The sequence below is a fragment of the Pseudophaeobacter sp. A-200-2 genome, from assembly GCF_041008815.1.
Lineage (GTDB): Bacteria > Pseudomonadota > Alphaproteobacteria > Rhodobacterales > Rhodobacteraceae > Phycobacter > Phycobacter gallaeciensis_A.
Window position 1 is genome coordinate 77,700 of the sequence record NZ_JAXGFU010000002.1, and the last position, 15,008, is coordinate 92,707.

General features: G+C 64.8%; 16 protein-coding genes. All 16 read left to right on the forward strand.

The features are described from left to right. The first annotated feature begins 10 nt into the window (after positions 1-10). The 16 genes from SM766_RS02940 (at position 11) to SM766_RS03015 (ending at position 14,999) form a co-directional block, all read left to right on the forward strand. On the forward strand, positions 11-421 hold the full coding sequence (locus tag SM766_RS02940; RefSeq protein ID WP_368946875.1) for a DUF8602 domain-containing protein: 411 nt from the start codon (positions 11-13) through the stop codon (positions 419-421). 56 nt (positions 422-477) lie between these two features. Beyond that, positions 478-927, forward strand: coding sequence for a hypothetical protein (locus SM766_RS02945; protein ID WP_368946876.1), 450 nt, complete (start codon positions 478-480; stop codon positions 925-927). A 3-nt stretch (positions 928-930) separates the two neighbouring features. Beyond that, complete coding sequence (locus SM766_RS02950; protein ID WP_368946877.1) at positions 931-2,715, forward strand: terminase large subunit; 1,785 nt, start codon at positions 931-933, stop codon at positions 2,713-2,715. A 3-nt stretch (positions 2,716-2,718) separates the two neighbouring features. Further along, entirely contained in the window at positions 2,719-3,942 is a 1,224-nt protein-coding gene (locus tag SM766_RS02955) for a phage portal protein (RefSeq protein ID WP_368946878.1), read from the forward strand. Beyond that, on the forward strand, positions 3,942-4,604 hold the full coding sequence (locus tag SM766_RS02960) for an HK97 family phage prohead protease (RefSeq protein WP_274832584.1): 663 nt from the start codon (positions 3,942-3,944) through the stop codon (positions 4,602-4,604). Before SM766_RS02955 ends, SM766_RS02960 begins: the two co-directional genes overlap by 1 nt. A 36-nt stretch (positions 4,605-4,640) precedes the next feature. Then, positions 4,641-5,846 (forward strand): phage major capsid protein, encoded by a 1,206-nt coding sequence (locus SM766_RS02965; protein WP_274840221.1) that lies wholly within the window; start codon positions 4,641-4,643, stop codon positions 5,844-5,846. Positions 5,847-5,920: 74 nt separating this feature from the next. Beyond that, complete coding sequence (locus SM766_RS02970) at positions 5,921-6,148, forward strand: hypothetical protein (RefSeq protein ID WP_368946879.1); 228 nt, start codon at positions 5,921-5,923, stop codon at positions 6,146-6,148. A 6-nt stretch (positions 6,149-6,154) separates the two neighbouring features. After that, a complete protein-coding gene (locus tag SM766_RS02975) occupies positions 6,155-6,760 on the forward strand; it encodes a head-tail connector protein (protein ID WP_368946880.1) in 606 nt (201 codons plus the stop codon). After that, complete coding sequence (locus SM766_RS02980) at positions 6,757-7,089, forward strand: head-tail adaptor protein (RefSeq protein ID WP_368946881.1); 333 nt, start codon at positions 6,757-6,759, stop codon at positions 7,087-7,089. The genes SM766_RS02975 and SM766_RS02980 overlap by 4 nt, the downstream gene beginning before the upstream one ends. A 185-nt stretch (positions 7,090-7,274) precedes the next feature. Beyond that, entirely contained in the window at positions 7,275-7,754 is a 480-nt protein-coding gene (locus SM766_RS02985; RefSeq protein ID WP_368946882.1) for an HK97-gp10 family putative phage morphogenesis protein, read from the forward strand. After that, entirely contained in the window at positions 7,751-8,113 is a 363-nt protein-coding gene (gp17, locus tag SM766_RS02990) for a tail completion protein gp17 (RefSeq protein WP_368946883.1), read from the forward strand. The genes SM766_RS02985 and gp17 overlap by 4 nt, the downstream gene beginning before the upstream one ends. A 51-nt stretch (positions 8,114-8,164) precedes the next feature. Further along, positions 8,165-8,614: a phage tail protein gene (locus SM766_RS02995; RefSeq protein WP_065270991.1), complete on the forward strand. Its 450-nt coding sequence runs from the start codon at positions 8,165-8,167 to the stop codon at positions 8,612-8,614. Beyond that, the gene (locus tag SM766_RS03000; RefSeq protein ID WP_368946884.1) at positions 8,611-8,982 is read left to right on the forward strand and encodes a GTA-gp10 family protein; all 372 of its coding nucleotides are present in this window, start codon (positions 8,611-8,613) and stop codon (positions 8,980-8,982) included. Before SM766_RS02995 ends, SM766_RS03000 begins: the two co-directional genes overlap by 4 nt. A gap of 98 nt (positions 8,983-9,080) precedes the next feature. Further along, on the forward strand, positions 9,081-9,311 hold the full coding sequence (locus SM766_RS03005) for a hypothetical protein (protein WP_368946885.1): 231 nt from the start codon (positions 9,081-9,083) through the stop codon (positions 9,309-9,311). Between the two features lies 1 nt (position 9,312). After that, positions 9,313-14,094, forward strand: coding sequence for a phage tail tape measure protein (locus SM766_RS03010; protein WP_368946886.1), 4,782 nt, complete (start codon positions 9,313-9,315; stop codon positions 14,092-14,094). Then, on the forward strand, positions 14,094-14,999 hold the full coding sequence (locus tag SM766_RS03015) for a hypothetical protein (protein WP_368946887.1): 906 nt from the start codon (positions 14,094-14,096) through the stop codon (positions 14,997-14,999). The genes SM766_RS03010 and SM766_RS03015 overlap by 1 nt, the downstream gene beginning before the upstream one ends. Positions 15,000-15,008 lie beyond the last annotated feature (9 nt).

A 15,008-nucleotide genomic window follows, 5' to 3' on the forward strand; every position in this document is an offset into this window, starting at 1 on the left:
GGGAGAGCTTATGCCGAAGAAACCCTGTGCGCAGGGCGGGTGCTCCCGTCTGGTTGAGGTCGGAACGATCTACTGCAAGGCCCATGAGCGGGCCGAGAAACAGAACCGGGACCGGCCATTGGAGGCACGGCGGCGGTCAGAGCGGCCGAGCCGGAAATGGTATGCAAGCAAGGGCTGGCGGGGCAAAGGCGGACGGCGGCTGACACAGCTGGACGCGGAACCTTTGTGCCGGCTGTGCCCGGATCACTCAAAGCAGCTGGCGACGGTGGCGGACCATGTGGTGCCGCACCGGGATGATTATGGGCTGTTCTGGTTCGGGGCGCTGCAGTCGCTCTGCAAGTCTTGTCATGACAGCAAGAAACAGCGGGCCGAACGGCGCGCTGATCGGGTGGGGGGCCTCGGAAAGTCCGGGGCCTTCTGATGTGAAACCGGCCGGGGTAATCGGATTTTTCCGCGCACAAATTTGGAGGGGGGGGTATGCAGAACAGTGGAACGGACATTGAAAAACTGGTGCGCCTTCTGGGCGGCTGGCCACCTCATTTTGATGATGTGGAAAAGGCGCATGGCGAAAGCCTGCTGCGGTACTTGAAACGGGACGGGCTGGTGGATGAGCCGGTCTTTGGCCAGGTGGTGCGCTATGCGGTGCACCGGGCCGCGTTTGACCGGCTGTCGGTGCTGATCGTGGATGAGGGGTTTGAGGCCATGGAGGGCAACTTCCTGTCCGGTCTGAGCCAGCAGCGCGCCTTTCATGAAAACCGCCTGGCGGCGCTGGAAAAGGAACTGCTGGGCACGCCTTACGTGCGGGCCAAGAACGGGCAGGCAACCCAGACCTCCTTCATGGATCTGCTGGGGGATCCTGCGCCGCCCTCGGGCGGTGGCAAGGTGACGCCCTTCAAGCCGCTAACGCGCAAGGCGGGGCGCGGGTAGGATATGCAGGACAATCTGGTGGAGATGCCGGTCACGCAAAGGGCGTTTGACTGGGTGGATGGGGTTTTGTCTGGCGCCATCCCCAGCGGCAAGCGGATCATTCAGGCCTGCCAGCGGTTCCGAACCGACCTGAGCCGGGCGGGCACGGATGCCTTTCCTTACTTGTTCGATGCGGAAGCCTCCGAGCACATGTGCGCCTTCATGGAAACGCTGCCTCATATCGAGGGGGCCTGGGCGGCGCGGGGCGAGACGATTGAGCTGCTGGGCTGGCAGGCCTTCCTGATCAGCCAGATTGGTGGCTGGCGCCACATGGTCAGTGGCCTGCGCCGGTTCCGGACGGCCTATGTGGAGGTGCCGCGAAAGAACGGGAAATCGACGCTGCTGGCCGGGGTGGGGCTTTACTTCCTCGGCGCGGACGGTGAGCCGGGGGCGAAGGTTTATTCGGCGGCGGCCTCGACCCACCAGGCGCGGATCGTGTTTGACGCGGCGCGGGTGATGGCGCTGACGGGCGAGTTCGAGGGCACCGGCCTTGATGAGCTCCTTGGGCTTACGATCGAGGAGCACAAGATCAAGACGCCGGATCCGGCGGCGGTGTTCCAGCCGATCGCGAGCCAGACTAAATCGAAGGACGGCAAGAACCCGCATTGCGCCATCGTCGACGAACTCCATGAGCACGAAAAGCGCGATGTCTGGGACTCGATGGCCTCGGCTCTGGGGGCGCGGGAGCATCCGCTGCTGATCGCGATCACCACGGCGGGCTATAACACGGCCGGGATCTGCTACGAGCAGCGCAAATACGTGCAGAGCCTTCTGGACGGGGCGCGGGCGAATGAGCGCTACCTGGGGTTGATCTTTGAAGCCGATGAGGGCGATGAGCCGGGCGATCCGGCGACCTGGGAGAAGGCGAACCCGAGCCTCTATTCGGCCAAGTCGCTGGAATACATGCAGGACGAATGGGAGAAGGCCACGGCCAGCCCGGCGGCGATGGGGGAATTCCTGCGCAAGCACCTGGACATCTGGACCAGTGTCGGGGCCGCGGCGCTGGATATGGATGCCTGGCGCGCGAGCGAGGATCCCGGGCTGCGGCTTGCGGATTTTGCCGGGTGCAAGGCCTATCTCGGCGTGGATCTGGCAACGCGGCGCGATCCGGCCAGCGTGACGCTGGTGATCCCCGATGAGGGCGATCCGGCCAAGGGGCCACTCAAGGTCTTCAGCTGGCACTTCCTGCCGGAGAAGCTGGTCGAGGCGCCGGGCAATGAACACCTCTGGGGCTGGGCCAAGGATGGCTTCATCCGCACGACGCCGGGAGCGGAGCTGGATCTGCGCATCGTGGAGGCGCTGGTTCTGCAGCTGGCGGGGCTTGGCGATGACAGCTGGGGCTGGGGGCACCTGCCTGCGCTTGATATCGAGATGGTGATTTACGATGCGCTCTTTGCAGCGCAGATGGCGGCGGCCTGGGAGGCTGCTGGCATGACGGCGGTGGAGCTGCGCTCTCGCGCTTCGAACCTCAACGAACCCTTCAACAAGCTGATCGCGGCGGTGGATGATCACCGGCTGATCAATGACGGCAATCCGGTTCTGACCTGGATGGCTGGCAACACGCTGCTGAAGCAGGTGCAGGGAGGCGACTACATCTATCCGGCCAAGCTGGTGCCGGAGGACAAGATCGACGGGATCGTTGCTCTGATCAACGCGCTCTGGCCGCTGAGCCAGGTGCCGGAAGACACGGGCAATGAAGACCGGCGGAACAGTTTTTTCCAGGCACTTGGCATGCCGCAGGGAGCGTAACAAATGGGTCTGATCAGCAAGGCGCTGTCCTCTGTCGGGTTGCAGCTGAAATCCGAAAGCAGCGTGAACTGGGCCGATGGCCGCACGCAAGGCGGTGGCAGCGAGGGCCATGTAGGCAATGCGGGCGAGGTGGTGAGCGCGCGCTCCAGCCTGAGCCTCTCGGCGGTCTGGGGCTGCGCCAACCTGATCAGCGGCACGCTGTCGTCCTTGCCCTTCGAGGTGCAACGCCGGGACGGGGACGGCTTCATGGAAACGTATCCGGGTCATCCACTTCATGCAGTGATCCATGAGAGCCCGAACTTTGACCAGACGGCGCTGGACTTCTGGGACTTCATGAACCTGTCGATCGAGCTCTGGGGCAATGCCTATGCTTCGGTGCAGCGGCGGGACGGCAAGATCGTGGCGCTTTACCCGGTGCATCCGGAGGCGATGGCGGTGCGGCGGCTTGGCAGCGGGCGGATTGAATACCGCTGGAGCGATGGCGGCAAATCCTTCGTGCGGCTGGACCGGGATGTGTTCCACATCCGCGGGCCGGGCGGCAATGCGCTCGGGGGCATGTCGACGTTGCGCTTTGGGGTGCAGGCCTTCTCTTCGGCGCTGGCGGCGGACCGGGCGGCGGCGGGCATGTTCCGCAACGGGCTGCGCCCCTCGGGGCTGATCAAGTTCAAGGAATGGCTGAGCGCACCGGAGCGGGAGGCGGCGGAGAAGATCGTCGAAAAGTACCTGGGGGCTGTGAACTCGGGCAAGCCGTTCATTGCCGAGGGCGGCATGGAATATGACCACCTGAGCATCTCGCCGGAAGATGCGCAGATGCTGGAGACGCGGCAGTTCTCGGTCGAGGAGATCTGCCGGTACTTCCAGGTGCCGCCCGCGCTCATTGGTCATGCGGGGGCCTCGACGGCCTGGCCGACCAGCGTGGATCAGCAGGTTCTGATGTTCACCAAGTTTTACCTGCGCCGCCGGGTGAAACGGATCGAGCAGGCGGTGAGAAAGCAGCTGCTGACCCCGGCGGACCGGGCGGCGGGGGTGAGCGTTCGGATCAACATGGACGGGCTGATGCGCGGGGACAGCGCCAGCCGGGCGGCGTTTTACCAGATCATGGTTCAGATCGGCGCGATGACGATCAACGAGGTGCGCAAGCTGGAAGGGCGGCGGCCTGTGACGGGCGGCGATGAGGTGCGCATGCAGATGCAGAACATTCCGATCACGGAGACAGGAGAGGGCTGATGGTGGTGGAGACGAAGGATATGGCGGTTGATCTGACGGCCGCCGCGGACAGTGGCGCGATTGAAGGCTATGCCAGCCTCTTCGGGATCGAGGACCAGGGCGGCGATATCGTGGCGCCGGGGGCCTATGCCGCGAGCCTTGCCAAGCTGACGCAGGACGGACGCCGGGTGAAGATGCTCTGGCAGCATGATCCGGCGCAGCCGATCGGGGTCTGGGATGAGGCGCGCGAGGATGAGCGCGGGCTCTGGGTGAAAGGGCGGATCCTGACGGAGGTGGCCAAGGGCCGCGAGGCGCAGGCGCTGATCAAGGCGGGATCGATTGACGGGTTGTCGATCGGCTACCGGACAGTGAAGGCGCAAAAGCAGAGCGGCGGGCAGCGGCTTCTGCAGGAACTGGATCTCTGGGAGGTCTCGCTTGTGACCTTCCCGATGCTGCCGGAGGCGCGGGTGGCCGCGAAATCCGAGGTGCCCGCGCAGGTATTGGACAAGCTCCGGGCCGGGGACCGGCTGACGGAGCGGGAGTTTGAACGGATGGCCAAGGGAATTGGTCTTTCAAACTCGCAGGCGGAGCGTGCCGCGCGCATCCACCTGAAGGGGCAGGGGGAGCCTGCCACAGCGGAAAGCGAGGCGGTGTCGTTTTACGCCGCGATGCTGGGTTCCTGACCCGCAGACAACCCTACAATTTACAGGAGGTTCCCCATGTCGGGAGAGACCAAGACCGCTGCAGAGCTGGCAGCGGAAACGAAAGCTGCGTTCGATCGTCAGTTCGACGCTGTGAAAGCCATTGCCGAGGATGCCCTGGGTAAGGCGCAGGCCGGTGAAGAGCTGGGCCGGTCGGTCAAGGAAAAGGCCGATGAGGCCCTGGTGGAAATGAACGGCCTCAAATCCACGCTGACCGAGCTGGAGCAGAAGCTGGACCGCGATGGCGGTGCGGCGGGGACCGAGCACAAGAGCGTCGGTCAGCAGTTTGTCGAGAGCGACGAGTTCAAGTCCTTCGGCGAAGACGGGTTCGGCCGCAATTCCAAGGCGCGGATGGAGCTCAAAGCCTCGCTCACGCTGGCGACCACGGACACCGATGGTGCAGTGGGGGCCGGGGTTGGCGCAACGCGCCTTCCGGGCATTCAGGAGATGCCGCAGCGGCGGATGACGGTGCGCGATCTGCTGTCACCGGGCCGGATGGATGGCAATACGCTGGAATATGTGCAGGAGACCGGGTTCAACAACAACGCCGCGCCTGTTGCGGAAGGGGGCCCGAAGCCGGGATCGGACATAAAGCTCACTGAAAAATCCACCGGCGCCAAGGTGATCGCGCATCACATGAAGGTGTCGCGCCAGGCGCTGAGCGATGTCTCGCAGCTGCGCTCGATGATTGACCAGCGGCTTCTTTATGGGCTGGACTTCAAGGAAGAGGTGCAGATCCTGAACGGCGATGGCACCGGGCAGAACCTGCATGGGATCATTCCCAATGCGACGGCCTATGCGCCTGCCTTTGCGGTCGGGGCGGAGACTGTGATCGACAAGCTGCGGCTTGCGATGCTGCAGGCGGCCCTGGCGGAATACCCGGCCACGGGTCATGTGCTGAACCCGATCGACTGGGCGCGCATTGAGCTCACCAAGAACGCCAACGAGGATTACATCATCGGCAATCCGCAGGGCAGCGCGCAGCCGATGCTTTGGCGCCTGCCGGTGGTTCAGACGCAGGCGATCACGGTGGACAAGTTCCTGACCGGGGCGTTCCGCATGGGTGGCCAGGTCTTTGACCGCTGGGATGCCTCGATCGAGACCGGTTATGAAAACGATGACTTCACCCGGAACATGGTGACAATCCTGGCCGAGGAGCGCCTGGCGCTGGCGATTTACCGCCCGGAGGCCTTTATCTACGGGGATCTGGGCTTTGTTGTCTGATCCGGAGTGATCTGAGCCATCAGGGGCGCGCAGTTTTGCGCGCCCTTTTCTTTTGAAGAAGCGGGAGAAAGCCCATGAAATACATCGTCAAACGTCCGCATCAGGGCGACCAGTGGTACAATGAGGGGGACACGCGGGAGGCGGATCCGCGCGATGTGGCGCATCTGGTGGTGCGCGGCGTGCTTGTTGTGCCCGAAGAGGAAGAGGCTGCAGAGGCGCCTGAGGATCCGGAGGGCAGCAAGGCCAGCCCGGTTCCTGAGGTCAAAGCCTCCGAGCCTTCTGAAACCAAAGGGCAGGAGTAGGCCGCGATGTGGCTGGAACGGCTCTCTGGTGGCAATGCGGCGCTGATCACGCTTGCGGATGCAAAGGACAAGCTGCGGATCCTCACGCCTGAAGGAGAAGATCCGGAGCTTGATGCGGAGATCACCCGGGCCATTGCTGCGGCTTCAACGCATCTGGATGTGGATGGCGATGGCTTTGGTGGCCTCGGCTTTCCATTGGTCTCGCAGCAATGGGTGCGCAAGGGGGCGGGGTTTACCAGTGATCTGCTGCGCCTGCCGTTTGCGCGGATCCACTCGGTGGATGCGGTGCGCTGCCTGCAGGAGGACGGATCCAGCCTGACCGTGCCGCCTGGGGATTACATCCTTGCCGGATCCGGCCGCGCCCGGCGCATTGAGCTGCTGCCCGGCAAATCCTGGCCCTCCCATGCGGCGCGCGCCGATGCGGTGGAGATCGTGTTCACGGCGGGCTTTGCCGCCGTTGAGGCGGTGCCGGAGGATATCCGGGCGGCGGCGCGTGAGCTGGTGAAGCTCTATTATGATCATCCGCTGGCGGATGCGGCTTTGGGCATTCCGGAGCAGGTGCAGCGCGGGGTGGATCGGCTGACCCGCCGCTACCGGGCCTTTGCAGGATGAAGGCGGGAGCGGCGCCGCGCCTGGATCGGCGGATCGTGATCCTTGAGGCGGGTTTTGCGGAGAATGAGGCTGGGGAAGAGGTTGCCACCGGCTGGGCGGAGTATGCCGAGGAGCGGGCGCAATACACGCCTGTCTCTGATGGTGAGCGCATGCGGGCGGCATCCGTGGAGCAAAAGACCGATGCGCGGTTTGTTGTCCGCTGGTCGATCAAGCTGGCGGCGGTCAGTGGTGAGAACCGGATCCGGTTTGACGGGGTCGACTGGCAGATCACCGGGGTGAAGGAGCTCGGCCGCGGGCTCTGGATCGAGATTACCGCGTGGAAGGTCTGATAGCTGGGTGGGGGGCTCCCGAAGTGTGCAGCCCGCGATGTTGCTCAGTAGGGGGCGGAGATTATCACGGGCTGCTCCTTCGGTAGGAGCTCTCATGTCTACCGTCATAGAGGTTAACGGACGGTTAGCTGGTGATTAACAATTTGGGCGTTTAACGCGCAATTATTGAGGCAAGGGTCTCTGACATGTCAGTCAAGATGAAGATCGAAGGCGCCGGTGACATCGAGCGGGCGCTGGGTCAGCTTGCGCGGGGCACGGCCAAGGGCGTGCAGCGCCGCGCGATGAAGAAAGCGCTGCAGCCGGTGGCCACAATGGCCGATGCGTTGTCGCCCTTCACGGTGAAGGTCACCAGCAAGCTGACGGCCCGGCAGGCGCGTGAGGCACGCAGCGACCGGGGGCGCAGCAAGGTGGTGCTTTATGTGGGGCCGGTGCAGCCGGATGACAGCGATGCACCACACGGGCACCTCTACGAGTTCGGCACCGGACCACGGGTGCAGGAAACGACCGGCAGGTTCGTCGGGGCAATGCCTGCGCGGCCTTTCATGCGGCCCGCCTGGGATGCCAACAAGGCGCAGATGCTGGAGACCCTGAAACGCGAGACCTGGGCCGAGATCGAAAAGACGATTGCGCGCGCGCGGCGCAAGGCGGCGCGGGCGGGCACATGAGCATGGAAGGCGAGCTGAAGGATCTCCTGAAGGCGCTGGGGCATCCGGTGGTCTGGGGCGTCTTTGACCGGGACGTGGGCTTTCCCCGCATCAGCCTGCAGCGGATCAGCAACCTGTCGGCCTATTCCCAGACCGGGCGCGGGGATGTGGAGACCGCGCGGGTGCAGGTGAACATCCATGCCCGCACCTATGGCGAGATCATCCCGCTCGCACGTCAGGTCTCGCAAACCCTGACAGACTATCGCGGCGGGTCTGTGATCCGCTGCAAAGAGATATCCCGCCGGGATGGGACGACCCCCTCCGGCGGCGATGTGATCCGGCTTCAGATGCTGGACATTCAGGTGCGCTACCGCGCCTGACCTCTGGCCGGGTGACCGGCTCAATCAACAAATGATGGAAGGAAGAAGCCAATGGCAGAGAATGTCATTCCGGGCGATCTCGTTGACATGGAATGGTCCGTCGACGGGGTGGACGGGAACTTTGCGGTGATCAAGGGCTGCAAGACGATCGGGATCCCGGAGGTTGACCAGGAATACCGGGACCGGACCTCGCTGGACAGCCCGGGCCGGTTCAAGGAATGGGGTCTCGGCCTCAAGGATGGCGGTGAGATTACCCTCAACTGCTTTTACTCGACCGAGCTTTACAAGCAGGCCGCGGCCTACAACGCCGCCGGAAAGCCGGTGTTCTTCCGGGCGACGCTGCCGCCGGGCGAGGGGCAGAGCACGGGCGATCTCTTCGCCTACAAGGCCTACGTGGTTCCGACGATCCCCACCACCGACCAGGACGGTGATCTGATGACCGATCTCAAGCTGCGCACCACCGGCGCGGTTGACTGGGTAGAAGGGACGGCAGCGGTATGATCAATCACGCGAAGATGAAAGTGGGCAAGACCACCCACAAGCTGAAGTTCTCGACCGCCGCGCTGATGCGAATGGAAGCGGAAAATGACGGCCAGCCGTTTGACGTGCTGCTGGATCGGCTGATCACCGGCAAGGGTGGTGCCTCCCTGGTTATCTCGGCGCTGGCTGCTGGTCTCAATGATGGCAAGGGTGTGGAACGCGAGAAGGCCGTCGCCCTGGTCGATGCGGTTGGCGGAGTGCGCAAGGCGGTGCCCTTTGTTGGTGAAGCCATCGCGGCTGCTTTCCCTGCCGAGGCAGATCCGGACGCTGATCCCGATGAGGACGCAGAGGGAAACAGCGAGGGAAACGGGCAGTCCGCAGGGGCGTAGACTGGCAGGCGCTCTATCGGTCGTGGTGCAGGCTGGGTCTGCACCACGATGATTTTGGCGCGGTCACCCTGCGGGAATACGATCTGATCACACGGGCAGTGATCGATGGCAAGAACGATGAGGTCCAGGCGCGGCGGGTGCTGCAGCAGGAGCTGGCGGTTCTGATCAGCCATGCATTCCACAGCCCAAAAACCATCCCCGACTTCACGAAGGCGGGGGCGGAACACTCCGGCAAAAACACGCGGGACAAGAAGAGCGATGCGCAGGCTGTCGAGCAGCTGCGCGCCTCGCTGATGAGCCTGCACTTCCACAATCAGAGAGGGGCATGAGATGGCCGCGATTATCGGCGCTCTTCGGGGCGTTCTGTCCATGGATTCGGCTGCGTTTGAAAGCGGCGCCAAGCGGGCACAGTCCACCATGGGCAAGACCGAGCGGCGCATGCTGCGGATGGGCGCCAATATGGAGAAGGCCGGGCGGCGGATGTCGCTGGGCCTGACCCTGCCGCTGGCGGGCGCCGCTGCGGTGGCGGTCAAATCCAGCCTGCAGATGGTGGATGCGCAGGCCAAGATGGCGCAATCCCTCGGCACCACGGTCAAATCCATGCAGGTGCTGGACCGGGCGGCGGATCTGTCGGGCGTGTCGATCGGGGAAGTGCAGCAGGCAACCATCCAACTGACCAAGCGGCTGAGCCAGGCGGCGGGCGGATCCGGCGCCGCGGCGAAGGCGCTGAAGCGGCTGCATCTGAATGCCTCCGATTTGCAGCGTCTGCCGCTTGATGAGCGCCTGGCCCGGATCCAGGGCGCGCTGGCGGATTACGTGCCGGAGGCAGAGCGCGCGGCGGTGGCCTCGGATCTCTTTGGCAGCCGAGCCGGTCTGATCTTCACCCGCATTGATGGCGCGACGCTGAAGCTTGCGGCAGAGGATGTGGGCCGGTTTGGCGTGGCCATCTCCGAAGTGGATGCGGACCGGCTGGAGACGGCCAATGATGCAATGTCGCGGATGGGGCTGGCCGGTCGGGGGCTGGCCAATCAGCTGACCATCGCGCTGGTCCCTGCGATGCAGACCGTCAGCGATGGCGCGGCCTCGGTGGCGGAATGGTTCAACGGGCTGGGCGAGGGCACCAAGCGGGTGATTGCGCTTGGCACGGCAGGCGCGGCGGCGCTGGGGCCGCTGGCGGTGGGGCTGGGCCTCACTCTCAAGCTAACCGCGCCGCTCGGTGTGGCGATGGCGGGCATGCTTTCCACCGTGGCGCTGGCACCGGTGCGGTTCCTTGCGGCTGCAAAGTCCGCGGTGGCGCTGGAAATGGCGCTCGGGGCCACCACGACCCGGGCCGCGCTTGGCAGTGTTGCCATCAAGGGCCTGTCGCGGGGGCTGGTGCTTTTGCGCGGTGCGGTGATCACCACCGGGATTGGCGCGCTGGTTGTGGGTGCGGGGTATCTGGCCATGAAGTTCCACCAGCTGGTCACCGCGACCGGTGGCTGGGGTATGGCGCTACAGGCGCTTGGTGATCTCGCCTCGGGCGTCTGGGAGGGGATCAAGACCAGCGCCAGCGCGATCCGCCCGGCGCTGAGCGCGGTCTGGGCCTCGGTGCAGGCGGGCTTTCTCAAGATGGTGCGGGGCGTCCAGAGAACATGGGCCGGGTTCCTGCAGGATATGACAGCGGGCGCCCGGGCGGCGGGGCTGGATGATCTGGCGCTGAATTTGCACGGCTTTGCGGTGCGGGCCGGATCCGCGGTGCATGATCTGACGCTGCGGATCGATGAACATCAGGACGCGGCGGCTGCGGCCACCAAAGAGGCCAAGGATCTGGCAGTGAAGGGCTGGGGCAAGGCCACGGCTGCGCTCAAGACCCTGACGCTTCAGATGGACAGCGCCAATGCCGAACTGGATGCGGGCGATGACAGCGCCGATGCGTTGAAGAACAGCCTCGAGGATCTGAACGATACGCTGGATGACGGATCCGGTGGCGGCACCAAGGGCAAGCTGGATAAGACCAAGAAAAAGGCAAAGGACCTGTCGGAAGAGCTGAACGGTCCGCTGTCCTCTGCGGTGGATGGCGTTGCGCGCTCCTTCGGGGACTGGGTCGCGAATGGCCTGCGGGATTTTGAAGGCCTCTGGGACGGGATCAAACAGGCGGCAAAACGCGGGCTGGCGGATCTGGCCTCCTCCTTTGCGCAGAACACGCTGAAGATTGCACTGGGCCTGTCGGTGACGGGATCCGGCAGCGCGGCCAGCGCAGGCACTGCCGTGCTGGGCGGTGGCGGCGGTGGCGTGAACCCTCTGGGGATCTTGAGCAATGTCGGCGGTCTGGTTGGCGGCGGCGGGATTGCCGCCGGGATCGGCTCTGGCCTTGGCGGGGTTCTGACAGGCGGTGGCCTTGGCTCCAGCTTTGCCAACCTCGGCGGGCTGGTCAGCGGTGCCTCCAGCGGCTGGGGCGCGCTTGGCGCAGCTCTGCCTGCGGCGGGTCTCGTGCTGGGGGGCATTGCGCTTCTGGCCAAGGGTCTTAGCCGCAAATACGCAGGCTCGGGGATCCGGGGGCGCTTTGGCGCCGATGGCTTTGAAGGCTCCTCGATCGACTTCTACAAGGGCGGCTTCCTGCGCTCCAACCGCACCGACTACAAACCGCTGGAGGCAGACTTCGAGGCGGCGCTGGATCAGAGCGTCACCGGGCTGACCGATGGTGTGAAGGATATGGCGGCCTCGCTGAACCTTGGCACCAAGGCGCTGGAGGGCTTTACCAGCGAAGGCTTCACGCTCTGGACCAATGGCAAGAGCCAGGAAAAGATCCAGGAGGAACTGCAGGCGCGCATTGAAGAGACCGGCGCGGAAATGGCCGAGCTGGTTCTGGGCACGGATCGCTTCAGCCGCGCCGGAGAAACCGCGCTTGATACGCTGGGGCGCCTGTCGGGCAGCCTCACCGCGGTCAATGATGCGGCGGATCTCCTCGGCCATGGTCTCTTTGATGTCTCGCTGAAGGGCGGCGATGCAGCTTCGCAGCTGGTCGATCTCTTTGGCGGCGCCGAGGCCATGGTGGGATCTGTCTCGGCCTACTTCGGGGCCTTCTACTCCGAAGGCGAGCGCACGGAGGTGATCCTGCGGCGTCTGCGCGAAGAGTTCGGGGATCTCGGCGTGGCTATGCCTGCAAGCCGGGACGGCTTCCGGGAACTGGTGGAGGGGATCGACACCACCACCGAGCACGGGCGCGCGCTTTATGCAGGCCTTCTGCAGATGTCCGGCGCCATGGCCGAGGTGCTGCCGCAGGTCAGCGCCTATTCCGCCGAGCTGGCGGGCATGGTGGGGGAGATCGGCGGCGAACTTGGCGCGCAGATCGATGCGGCCCGCGCCCGGGTATCTGAGGAACGCGCCACGGCGGAAAGCTGGCGCCGTGCAGGCAGCGGCTTGCGGGATCTGGTGGATGGGCTGATCACTGGCGATCTGACCGGCGCCAGTGCGGCGCAGGCAGAGGCAGCGCAGCGGGCGCGGCTGGACGGTGCGCTTGCAGCGGTGCGCGGCGGGGATCTCTCCGCAGCGGAAAGCCTACCGGAGCTGGCGCGCGCCTATCTGCAATCGGCCCGGGCCGGTGCAGGATCCGCGCTGGAATACCGGCGGATCGCGGCAGGGGTGCAGGGTCAGCTGCGGTTTGCAGCTGGGGTGGCGGATCTGGAAAGCGGCAATGATGAGGTTCTGGCCGGTCTTTACGAGCAGCAGATCGAGGTCCTGACCTCGCTTGGCAGCTTCCTGCAGCTTGAAGGGCTGACCGGCGATCAGATCGCGGATCTGAGCCAGGGCGTTCAGGATCTGGCAGCGGATTGGGATGGCACCGTCAGCGCATTTGAAACCTCCCTCGGCGCGCTGGAGGATGCCATCAGCCAGGCGGAAGCCTTCAGCTATGATGACCTGGTGGGCGCGTTGGATGTGGCGGTTACGCTGGCCGATGATGCGCCGCGCTGGCTGCGCCGGATGGTAGAGCAGGCGGATAGCGGGATCCGCACCACGCTGGACTTCATCATCCGCCGCGATGACCTGACGGCGGCGGACCGCTGGATTGCCACCCATGCCCTGTCGCAGCATGTGGCCAGCCTTGACCTGGTGCTGCGCGAGGATCTGGACCGGCAGACCCGGAAACTGGTGCTGACCAACACCGAGGAACTGCGCCGCAAGCTGATGCTGCAGCTGGGCAGGGATCTTGATCCGGACACCCGCGCCCTGGTGCTGACGCGCAGCGCCAACCTGTCGCGCCGGGTGAACGTGGCGTTGACCCGGGAGGGCGGCGATACCGTGGAGCGGCTAACGCGCCTGCATGATCTGATCGGGGCGCGTGGGCAGGCCGGGCACCTCAGCTTTGGCGGCGCGGTGCGCCTGACGGCGGATACCGTCTTCAGCGATCTGACCTCGGCCACCGGGGATCTGCTACAGCCGATGGAAAACCTGCGCGCCATGCTGGGGGATCTGCGCGCGGCGGTACGGCTGGACACGGCAGAGCGGCAGGCGCAGTCAAAGATCGCATCGCTGCAGATCCGCGGCGCCGGGCTGGCGGATCGCACAGAGGTCAAACGGGCAGGGGGCGCCGAGCTGATCGGCCAGATCGAGGATCTGCAGGCCTCCACGGGGATCAGGCTGCTGCGGGGGACAGGCGAGGACGCGATCCTGCGTCAGCGGGAGGATGGCACGATTGCCTATCGCGCGGATTACACCAGCGGCGGCGCCGGTCTGGCGGCCTTCAATGCGGCCTTCCGGGGCGCTGATGGTCTGGAAGCAAAGATCGCGGCCTACAATGAGCGGATCAGCGGCAGGAACGACCGGCTGGAGCGCCTGCGGGCGCAGATCCGGGGGCTGGGCGGTATTCCGCAGTTTGCCGCGGGCGGCGCCCATGCGGGCGGTCTGCGCATCGTCGGGGAGCGCGGCTGGGAGATCGAGCGCACCGGCGCCTCCCGCATTCACAGCCATGCGGAGTCCGTGGCGATGCTGGATAACCGCTTCGTGGTGCAGAGCGTCAACGCGCTGGCCAAACAGGTCGGGGTGCAGGGGCAGAGCATGGAGCTGTTCGTGCGCAAGATCGCGCAGTTCCTGGAGGACTGGGATGAAGCCGGGCAGCCGGAGGTGCGGGTCTGATGGACTTCAACATCATCGCGCCGATGGCCGTCACCGATGCCGAGCTGACCGCCTCCAATATCCCCGAGGATGATCATCCGGAATGGGCGGCGGGCACAACCTACGCCAAGGACGATCTGGTGATCTCGCTCACCTCGCACCGGATTTACCAGAGCATGCAGGATGGCAACCTGGGCAATGATCCTCTGACCGATGATGGCAGCTGGTGGTTCGACCTTCGGGCCACCAACCGCTGGTCAGCCTTTGATCAGCGGCGCTCCAACACGGCGTCGCATCCAGACCAGATCACCTATTCGATCACCCCGACGCAGGATTGCGATGCCATCGCGCTCTTTGGCCTCACCGCCGGGTCCGTGCGGATCGAGGTCTGGGACGGTCCAAGCCGGATCTATGATGAGACCTTCGTGATGGTCGACACCGGTCATGTGGTCAGCGTCTACACCTGGTTCTTCGGCGGCATTGTCTACACCCGCCAGAAGGTTCTGAATGGCTTTCCCGGCTACATCGGCCACCGTATCGACATCACCATCGCGGCGGTCGGGGCCACGGCCAAGGTGGGCCACATTGTTCTGGGCCGGAATCATCTTCTGGGGCAGGTGATGAACCTGCCGCGCATCTCCTTCGTCAGTCACAGCCGCAAGGGATACGATGACTTTGGAGACGAGATCCTGGTGAAGCGTGGCTCCACCCGCAAGATCGAGGTGGCCTTGCTGGTGCCGACGATCCAGGCGCCGCGCGTGATGGACATTATGGCCGAGATCGATGGTCTTGCGACGGCCTTTTACGCCTCGGGCACGGGGCCAACCTACGGGATCGAGGGGCTGGGGTTCCTCGATGACCACGGCCAGCCGCTGGATGTGGCGGGCGAAAGCACATTCCCCCTGATCATGAAAACACTGAAATAGGACACGAGA

Excerpts from the sequence above, each read along its gene's own strand:
- SM766_RS02960 (WP_274832584.1), top strand. The coding sequence starts at position 3,942 with ATGGTGGTGGAGACGAAGGATATGGCGGTTGATCTGACGGCCGCCGCG.
- SM766_RS03010 (WP_368946886.1), top strand. The coding sequence starts at position 9,313 with ATGGCCGCGATTATCGGCGCTCTTCGGGGCGTTCTGTCCATGGATTCG.
- SM766_RS02995 (WP_065270991.1), top strand. The coding sequence starts at position 8,165 with ATGGCAGAGAATGTCATTCCGGGCGATCTCGTTGACATGGAATGGTCC.
- SM766_RS02970 (WP_368946879.1), top strand. The coding sequence starts at position 5,921 with ATGAAATACATCGTCAAACGTCCGCATCAGGGCGACCAGTGGTACAAT.
- SM766_RS03000 (WP_368946884.1), top strand. The coding sequence starts at position 8,611 with ATGATCAATCACGCGAAGATGAAAGTGGGCAAGACCACCCACAAGCTG.
- SM766_RS02980 (WP_368946881.1), top strand. The coding sequence starts at position 6,757 with ATGAAGGCGGGAGCGGCGCCGCGCCTGGATCGGCGGATCGTGATCCTT.
- SM766_RS02975 (WP_368946880.1), top strand. The coding sequence starts at position 6,155 with ATGTGGCTGGAACGGCTCTCTGGTGGCAATGCGGCGCTGATCACGCTT.
- SM766_RS02940 (WP_368946875.1), top strand. The coding sequence starts at position 11 with ATGCCGAAGAAACCCTGTGCGCAGGGCGGGTGCTCCCGTCTGGTTGAG.
- SM766_RS02985 (WP_368946882.1), top strand. The coding sequence starts at position 7,275 with ATGTCAGTCAAGATGAAGATCGAAGGCGCCGGTGACATCGAGCGGGCG.
- SM766_RS02950 (WP_368946877.1), top strand. The coding sequence starts at position 931 with ATGCAGGACAATCTGGTGGAGATGCCGGTCACGCAAAGGGCGTTTGAC.
- gp17 (WP_368946883.1), top strand. The coding sequence starts at position 7,751 with ATGAGCATGGAAGGCGAGCTGAAGGATCTCCTGAAGGCGCTGGGGCAT.
- SM766_RS02965 (WP_274840221.1), top strand. The coding sequence starts at position 4,641 with ATGTCGGGAGAGACCAAGACCGCTGCAGAGCTGGCAGCGGAAACGAAA.
- SM766_RS02945 (WP_368946876.1), top strand. The coding sequence starts at position 478 with ATGCAGAACAGTGGAACGGACATTGAAAAACTGGTGCGCCTTCTGGGC.
- SM766_RS02955 (WP_368946878.1), top strand. The coding sequence starts at position 2,719 with ATGGGTCTGATCAGCAAGGCGCTGTCCTCTGTCGGGTTGCAGCTGAAA.
- SM766_RS03015 (WP_368946887.1), top strand. The coding sequence starts at position 14,094 with ATGGACTTCAACATCATCGCGCCGATGGCCGTCACCGATGCCGAGCTG.